Annotated in this window: 5 protein-coding genes; 1 reads left to right on the top strand and 4 read right to left on the bottom strand. The window is 71.8% G+C overall.

Annotation, left to right across the window (positions count from 1 at the left end):
* The coding region (locus tag PLJ28_RS14415; RefSeq protein WP_324590297.1) for an ATP-binding cassette domain-containing protein at positions 1-2,324 on the bottom strand (2,324 nt) is incomplete at its 3' end.
* Between the two features lie 99 nt (positions 2,325-2,423).
* Here PLJ28_RS14415 and PLJ28_RS14420 point away from each other — a divergent pair.
* Complete coding sequence (locus PLJ28_RS14420; protein WP_010142715.1) at positions 2,424-3,104, top strand: maleylpyruvate isomerase N-terminal domain-containing protein; 681 nt, start codon at positions 2,424-2,426, stop codon at positions 3,102-3,104.
* A 7-nt stretch (positions 3,105-3,111) separates the two neighbouring features.
* Here PLJ28_RS14420 and PLJ28_RS14425 read toward each other — a convergent pair whose 3' ends face one another.
* The 3 genes from PLJ28_RS14425 to PLJ28_RS14435 form a co-directional block, all read right to left on the bottom strand.
* A complete protein-coding gene (locus PLJ28_RS14425; protein WP_183526013.1) occupies positions 3,112-3,696 on the bottom strand; it encodes a CG0192-related protein in 585 nt (194 codons plus the stop codon).
* A 31-nt stretch (positions 3,697-3,727) separates the two neighbouring features.
* On the bottom strand, positions 3,728-5,830 hold the full coding sequence (locus PLJ28_RS14430) for an NADPH-dependent 2,4-dienoyl-CoA reductase (RefSeq protein ID WP_298045065.1): 2,103 nt from the start codon (positions 5,828-5,830) through the stop codon (positions 3,728-3,730).
* Between the two features lie 31 nt (positions 5,831-5,861).
* Positions 5,862-6,662, bottom strand: an 801-nt coding sequence (locus PLJ28_RS14435; RefSeq protein WP_324590298.1) for an alpha/beta hydrolase family protein, incomplete at its 5' end; no start/stop codon positions are given.

Raw genomic sequence — 6,662 nt, forward strand, 5'->3', positions numbered from 1 at the left:
CCCTCGAAGACGACCCGGCCGCCGTCGTGCCCGGCACCGGGCCCCAGGTCGATGATCCAGTCCGCGTGGGCCATCACCGCCTGATGGTGCTCGATGACGATCACCGTCTTCCCCGCGTCCACGAGCCGGTCCAGCAGCCCCAGCAGGTTCTCGACGTCGGCCAGGTGCAGGCCGGTGGTCGGCTCGTCCAGGACGTAGACCTCGCCGGCCGCGGCCATCTCGTTGGCCAGCTTCAGCCGTTGCCGCTCGCCCCCGGAGAGCGTGGAGAGCGGCTGGCCCAGTGTCAGGTAACCCAGCCCGACGTCGGTCAGGCGGGCCAGGATCTTGTGGGCGGCGGGAAGCCGGGCCTCGCCCGCGGCGAAGAACTCCCCCGCCTCGGCCACGGACATCGCCAGTACCTGGGCGATGTCCCGGCCGCCGAGGGTGAACTCCAGCACCGTCGCCTGGTAGCGCCGGCCCTCGCAGTCCTGGCACGTCGAGGCCACCGTGGACATGAACCCCAGCTCCGTGTAGATCACCCCGACGCCCTTGCAGCTCGGGCACGCGCCCTCGGAGTTGGCGCTGAACAGGGCTGGCTTGACCCCGTTGGCCTTGGCGAAGGCCTTGCGGATCGGCTCCAGCAGTCCCGTGTAGGTGGCGGGGTTGGACCGGCGCGAGCCCTTGATGGCCGACTGGTCGACGACCACCACGCCCTCACGGCCGGCGATCGAGCCGTGCACCAGGGAACTCTTGCCGGAGCCGGCCACCCCCGTGACCGCCACCAGCACGCCCAGGGGGATGTCCACGTCCACGCCCCGCAGGTTGTTGGTGACCGCGCCACGGACCTCCAGGGCGCCGGTGCCGCTGCGCACGTCCTGCTTCAGCGCGGAGCGGTCGTCCAGGTGGTGCCCCGTGAGGGTGCCGGAGGCCCGCAGGCCGGCCAGGTCGCCCTGGTAGGTGATCTCCCCGCCCCCGGTGCCGGCGCGGGGACCGAGGTCCACCACGTGGTCGGCGATCGCGATGGTCTCCGGCTTGTGCTCGACCACCAGGACGGTGTTGCCCTTGTCCCGCAGCTCCAGCAACAGCCGGTTCATCTTCTGGATGTCGTGGGGGTGCAGTCCGATGGTGGGCTCGTCGAAGACGTAGGTGACGTCCGTCAGGGACGAGCCCAGGTGGCGGATCATCTTGGTGCGCTGGGCCTCGCCGCCGGAGAGGGTTCCCGCGGGACGGTCCAGGCTCAGGTACCCCAGGCCGATCTCCACGAAGGCGTCGAGCGTCTCGGCCAGGGACCGCAGCAGCGGCGCGACGGAGGGGTCGTGCAGGTCCTTCACCCAGTCCGCGAGGTCGGAGACCTGCAGGGCGCAGAGATCGGCGATGTTCTTGCCGTTGATCCTCGAGGACCTCGCCTCCGGGGCCAGCCGGGTGCCCTCGCAGTCCGGGCAGGTGGCGAAGGTGACGGCCCGGTCCACGAACCGCCCGATGTGCGGTTGCATGGCCTCGCGGTCCTTGCTGAGCATGGACCGCTGGATGGACGGGATCAGGCCGAGGTAGGTCAGGTTGATGCCCTCCACCGTGATCTTGGTGGCCTCCCGGTACAGCAGGTCGTGGCGCTGTTTCTTGGTGAACCTGCCCACCGGCTTGTCCATCGGGAAGTACCCGGCCCCGGCATAGATGCGTCCGTACCAGCCGTCCATGCTGTAACCCGGGACCAGGATGGCCCCCTCCTGCAGCGACCTGGCCTCGTCCACGATCGCCGTGAGGTCGAAGTCGGTGACCGTTCCCCGTCCCTCACAGTGCGGGCACATCCCGCCGAGGCGGTTGAAGGAGGCCTTCTCCGCGATCGTCCTGCCGCCGCGCTCCACCGTGATCGCCCCGGAGGCCGAGACCGAGGGGACGTTGAAGGAGAAGGCGTTGGGCGGACCGATGTGCGGTTCCCCCAGGCGGCTGAACAGGATGCGCAGCTGGGCGTTGACGTCCGTGGCCGTGCCCAGCGTGGACCGGGGGTCGGCGCCCATCCGCTCCTGGTCCACGATGATGACCGTGGTCAGCCCCTCGAGCACGTCCACGTCCGGACGGTCCATGGAGGGCATGAAGCCCTGCACGAAGGACGAGTAGGTCTCGTTGATCAGCCGCTGGGACTCGGCGGCGATCGTGCCGAAGACCAGGGAGCTCTTGCCGGAACCGGACACCCCGGTGAACACGGTCAGCCGCCGCTTGGGCAGCTCCAGGCTGAGGTCCCTGAGGTTGTTCTGCCGGGCACCGACCACGCGGATGGCGTCATGACGGTCGGCCGGGTGCACGTCTGCCGTCGGCGGCGGGAAGTTGGAGTGGACGCTGGTCTTCATGACCTCAGGGTATGACCAGCCCGCTCGTGGTCGTGTCATGATCCGGCGGGTTCACGGGAACGCTGGCCTCCGCCATGCGCTCATGGCACTCTGTGGGGCATGGAGACCGATACCGCCAGCAGCTTCGCCCAGACCACCGAGCCCGAGCCCGCGTCCCAGGAGGGCCCACCGCCGCGCCCCCACGTGGAGGCCTACCGTGCCGCGTCCAACGCCCTGGCCCGCGTCTGCAGGAACATCACCGACTGGGAGGCACCGGGCCTGGGCGAGTGGACCGTCCGGGACCTGGCCGGCCACGTGGACCGCGCCCTGGTCAACGTCACCGCCTACCTCGAGGCCGGCACGGAGCCCGGCGCCCCGTTCGTGGACGGACCGGTGGCCTACTACCGGGCGTTCTGGGGCCGTCACGACGACGAGGGGGTCGCCGAGCGCGGCCGGCTGGCCGGACAGGCACTCGGCGACGAACCGTCCATCACCATCGAACGCGACCGCGTGCTGGCGCAGGCCGTGGTGGACCGCACGCCCGACGACGCGCGGCTGCGCACCCCGGTCGGCACCATGACGCTGGCCGGCTACCTGCCCACGCGCACCTTCGAGCTCGCCGTGCACACCGCAGACCTGGCCCGGGCCACGGGTCAGGAGGTCCCGGAGTCCCTCGACCTCGCCTGGCCGGAGGTGATCCGGCTGGCCTCGGAGCTGGCGGTCCAGAACGGCCAGGCCGTGGACCTGGTCATGGCCATCACCGGACGCGGGACCCTGCCGGAGGGTTTCACCGTCCTGTAGGAGGCCCTCAGTCCCCGGTGTGCAGGGAGAAGATCACGCCGTGGCCGCCCGGCCACGTGGCGGTCAGCCGCCGGCGGCTGGCCAGGTGCTCGGACCCGGCGTCCTCGGGATTGGCCACCACGCGGTGCACCTGCACCCGCCCGGGCTGCTCGGGCAGAGTTCCCAGGACGGTGACGGACACCTCCGAGGGCTCATGGCCGATGTACTGCCCGTCCTCCGCGTAGAGGTGGACCTCGGCCTGCTGCTGCTCGCCCTCCAGGGCCCGCAGGAAGCAGGCCGTGGCCACGGGGTCCGCCATGGCGTCGTAGACCCACCGCTGGCCCAGGACCGAGTGGTCCACGGTTCCCACCAGGTAGGGTTCGGCCCCCTCCAGGGGTGCCGCGCGGTAGCTCAGGGGCACGTGCAGCACGGTGTCGCTGCCGGCGCGCCGGACCAGGTGCGCCTCGATCCCGACCTCGCCCTCGGGGTCGTCGAAGCGGTAGGCGCCGACCTTCTCGAGATCGCCCTCACCGGACCAGGGCTGCTGGGCGAGCCAGGACTCCAGGAGTTCCCTCTTCGAGGGCACCAGGGTTGCTTGATACACGGTTGCCATGCTCGTCAGTCTACGGGTCGGCCTGCCGGGGCTACAGGCGGGCGGCCAGCCGCGTGGCCTGCTCGATGGCCCGCTTGGCGTCCAGTTCGGCGGCCACGTCGGCTCCGCCGACCAGTACGACGTCGGCCCCCGCGGCGACCAGCGGGTCGTACAGGTCCCGTTGGGAGTCCTGTCCGGCGCACACCACGATGTCGTCGACCTCCAGCACGCGGCGGGCGCCGTCGACGTCCAGGTGCAGGCCGTCGTCGTCGATCCTCACGTATCCGGCCCCCGTGATGCCCTCCACGCCCCGGGCCCGCAGGGCCGAGCGGTGGACCCAGCCGGTGGTCTTGCCCAGGCCCGCTCCCAGCCTGGTCGTCTTGCGCTGGATGAGGTGGACCCGGCGGGCCGGTGCCCCGGGGTCGGCGGCGGTGAGTCCGCCACGGTCGGTGAAGTCCGGGTCCACGCCCCACTGGGAGTGCCAGGAGCGCGGGGACTGCGGCGCGGCGGGGTCCGGTTCGGTCAGCAGCCCGGCGACGTCGTGGCCGATGCCGCCGGCCCCGATGATCGCCACGCGGGGGCCGCAGCGCACCCGCCCGGAGACCACGTCCGGGTATGCGTGCACGTTGGGCCGGTCTATGCCGGGCAGCTCGATCGTCCGGGGCACCACCCCGGTCGCCAGCAGGATGCGGTCGTATCCGCCGTCGAGCAGTCCGGGCACGGTGGCCCGCCGGCCCAGGTGGAGGCACACTCCCGTCTCGTCGATGCGCTGCCGGAAGTACCGCAGGGTCTCGGCGAACTCCTCCTTGCCGGGGATCTGCCGGGCCAGGCGGAACTGCCCGCCGATCGACCCACCGGCCTCGAACAGGTCCACGTCCAGTCCGCGCGCCGCGGCCTGGGTGGCGGCCGCGAGTCCTGCCGGTCCGGCCCCGACGACGGCGATGCGCCGGGGGGCGGTGTCCTGCCGGCGTGACCGGGGGGCGACCGGCAGCAGCGACCGGTCCGGCAACGGGGGGAACGCCGGGTCGGTCTCCCGGCCGGCGCGGGGGTTGACCAGGCAGGACGCCGGCCGGTTCTGGAACGTGTGGTCGAGACAGGCCTGGTTGCACGCGATGCAGGTGTTGATGCGTCCGGGGGTGCCGGCGGCGGCCTTGGCCACCCAGTCCGGGTCGGCCAGGAAGGGCCGGGCCATGGTCACCAGGTCTGCCTGTCCCGAGGCCAGGACCTGCTCGGCGGTGTGGGGCATGTTGATCCGGTTCGAGGCGGCCACGGGGATGGTCACCGCCTCGCGGACTCGCCGGGTGAAGGCGGTGAAGGCTGCCCGGGGCACCGAGGTGACGATGGTCGGCACCCGGGCCTCGTGCCAGCCGATGCCGGTGTTCAGCAGGTCCGCGCCGGCCTCCTCCAGCTCCCGGGCGAGCTCGAGCGTCTCCGTGAGACTCTGCCCGTCCGGGACGAGGTCCGCCATCGACATCCGGAACACGATCAGGAAGTCCGGGCCCTCGGCCGCCCGGATGCGGCGGACGATCTCCGTGGCGAACCGGCGGCGCTTGCTCGGGGTGCCGCCCCAGGCGTCGGTGCGCCGGTTGGTCCGCGGGGACAGGAACTGGTTGATGAGGTAGCCCTCCGAGCCCATGACCTCCACCCCGTCGTAGCCGGCCCGCCGGGCCAGTCCGGCCGCACGCACGAAGTCCGCCACGGTGCGCCCGACCGCCCGCCGGGACATCCGGCGGGCGGTGAAGGGGGTGATCGGTGACGTCGAGCGTTCCGGTGCCGCGGACCAGGGGTGGTAGGAGTACCGGCCGGCATGCAGCAGCTGCAGCGCGATCCGGCCGCCGGCGGCGTGGACGGCGTGGGTGACCGTGCGATGGGCGACCACGTCGGCCGCCGAACGCATCGTCCCGGCCATCGGGGTGAGGCGGCCGGTCCGGTTCGGGGCGAAGCCACCGGTGATGATGAGCCCCACTCCCCCGCGGGCCCGCTCCGCGTAGAACGCGGCGAGCTTCGGTGCGTCGCGGCGACGGTCCTCCAGGCCCAGGTGCATCGAGCCCATGATCACCCGGTTCTCCAGCCGGACCGGTCCGACCGTCACGGGGCTGAACAGGGTCGGATACGGAGGGCTCGCGGGGTGCCCGGTGGCGGGTGTGGCGGTCATGGACCGATACTACTCGCCGGTAACTTACCTGTCAGCCGCTCGCGCCGGCCCCGCGGGAGACGGGCAGGTGCCGGTCCCACCAGCGCAGGACGTGCTCGAAGCGGGCCCGTCGGTGCCACGGGGTGCCCGAACGGGACAGTTCATGGTCCTCCCCCGGGAACACCAGCAGCTCGGACTCCACCCCGGACGCCCATAACGCGTGGTAGTAACGCTGGGCGTGCTCGATCGGGCAGCGCAGGTCCTGCTCCGAGTGGATCACCAGGGTGGGCGTGCGCACCCGGTCCACCACCTGCAGGGGGCTCTGGGTGCGGACGTGGTCGTGGTCGTCGCCGAAGTACTGGGACGTGAAGAACCAGCCGATGTCGCTGGAGCCCAGGGCGGAGACCGGGTCCAGGAATCCGCGCTCGACGATCGCCGCCGTGAAGCGGTGGTCGTGGGCCGTGATCCAGGCGGTCATGTACCCGCCGTAGGAACCGCCCATCACACCCATCCGGTCCGCGTCCAGCACCCCCGTGCCACCCGGGCCGAACTCGTCCAGGGCCGCCTCCAGGAACCCCAGGATGTCCTGGCGGTCCACCGTGCCCAGCCGCTCGCGGATGGTCGACCCGTGCTCGGACCCGTAGCCGTTCGAACCGCGCGGATTGCACATCACCACGGCATAACCGGCCTCGACCAGCACCTGGGTCTCGTCGAACCAGGACCACGTGTACTGCGCGTAGGGACCGCCGTGGATGTTGAGCACGACCGGGTGCGGCCCCGGCCCGGACGGGACGAACACCCACCCGTGCACCATGCCCGGTTCGACGCCCTCCTGGACCCGGTACTCGCGCTC

Origin of the sequence: Citricoccus sp., assembly GCF_035445025.1 — a bacterium.
Taxonomy (GTDB): domain Bacteria; phylum Actinomycetota; class Actinomycetes; order Actinomycetales; family Micrococcaceae; genus Citricoccus.

What these genes read in the sequence shown, in the direction of transcription:
- PLJ28_RS14420 (WP_010142715.1), top strand. Translation starts at nt 2,424, where the DNA reads ATGGAGACCGATACCGCCAGCAGCTTCGCCCAGACCACCGAGCCCGAG.
- PLJ28_RS14425 (WP_183526013.1), bottom strand. Translation starts at nt 3,696, where the DNA reads ATGGCAACCGTGTATCAAGCAACCCTGGTGCCCTCGAAGAGGGAACTC.
- PLJ28_RS14430 (WP_298045065.1), bottom strand. Translation starts at nt 5,830, where the DNA reads ATGACCGCCACACCCGCCACCGGGCACCCCGCGAGCCCTCCGTATCCG.